This is a genomic window from Flectobacillus sp. (assembly GCF_049240685.1).
In the GTDB taxonomy this organism is placed as follows: Bacteria; Bacteroidota; Bacteroidia; order Cytophagales; family Spirosomataceae; genus Flectobacillus.
Genome location: NZ_JBMLSD010000327.1, coordinates 23,255 through 24,411 on the forward strand (window position 1 = coordinate 23,255; position 1,157 = coordinate 24,411).

1 protein-coding gene is annotated in these 1,157 nt (G+C 39.8%); it reads right to left on the bottom strand.

Translation table 11 applies throughout. The features are described 5' to 3' along the window. Nucleotides 1–224: 224 nt before the first annotated feature. On the bottom strand, nucleotides 225–863 hold the full coding sequence (gene pyrE, locus ACOVQ4_RS14895; protein WP_421821421.1) for an orotate phosphoribosyltransferase: 639 nt from the start codon (nucleotides 861–863) through the stop codon (nucleotides 225–227). Between the last annotated feature and the right edge of the window lie 294 nt (nucleotides 864–1,157).

A 1,157-nucleotide genomic window follows, 5' to 3' on the forward strand; every position in this document is an offset into this window, starting at 1 on the left:
TTTTCAGGTATTAGCCCCAAGGCAAAAAGTTTTGAAATGTTGGTTGATAGCCACAGATATACTTTTGAGCCGATGACAGTTAGCTGTAAGCTAGAGAAATAGAGGTATTTTTATGAAATTGTAAAAAAAATTTGGAGAAAACCTGTAGCCGAAAGCCTTGTGCATACGAGTCTTATCTAAATTTGAGTGGAGATGTTTTGAACATCCCCACCTATATCATTCGATTACACGCCCCAGCTAGCTGGGTCATGGCGCCACTCCTGCAAGGTAATCATTTGGCCTTCGGTCACATAATTCTTTTTCTTGGCCTCTTCCAAAAGAGTCTCATAGTCACTAAGTGTATAGAATTTGAGGCCTTTTTCTGCAAAATTTTGACCTGCTACATTAAAACCATAGGTAAAAATAGCGACCATACCCAAAACATTGGCACCTGCCGCACGCAGTGCTTCAGCTGCTTTTAATGAGCTACCGCCTGTCGACACCAAATCTTCAACCAGTACTACTTTTTGGCCAGCTTTGATTTCACCTTCTATTTGGTTTCCCATACCGTGTTTTTTGGGCTCGGGACGCACATAACAGAAAGGTAAATCTAAGAAATCAGCCACCAAGGCACCTTGCGCAATACCAGCTGTAGCTACACCTGCAATAATATCAACGTCGGGCCAATAAGCTTTCACAGCTGCTGCCAATCCATCGCGAATTGCAGTACGCACTTTTGGATAAGAAAGGGTAATTCGGTTATCACAGTAAATAGGAGAATTCCAACCCGAAGCCCATTTAAAGGGTTTGTCTGGGCTTAACCTTACGGCTTTTACGTCCAGTAGCATCGAGGCTACAGTTTGTGCAAGTGTTGCTTGTGTCATTGGATTACTGAATTAGTCTAGGGCGATGCGGTTTCTTTGTCTGATTACGAATTGTTGTTCGAGCAAAGAAGCCTAATTTGGTTACCGATTTTCAACTTTTATGCAAAAATAGGAAGGTTAAGGCATGTTTTACTAACAAAAATGTAATTTTGCTTTTACAACATAATAATCTTTGTAACAACGGGGTGCAACTTACAACCAAATTTTAAAGATATCTATACGATAAAATGATAATTTTTATTGACGACAGACCTATCAAAGTGATAAGTCAAAAAAAAGCTAAATCTCTGACAA

Bases quoted from the DNA above. Each gene is read 5' to 3' on its own strand.
- pyrE (WP_421821421.1), bottom strand. From the start codon at position 863: ATGACACAAGCAACACTTGCACAAACTGTAGCCTCGATGCTACTGGAC.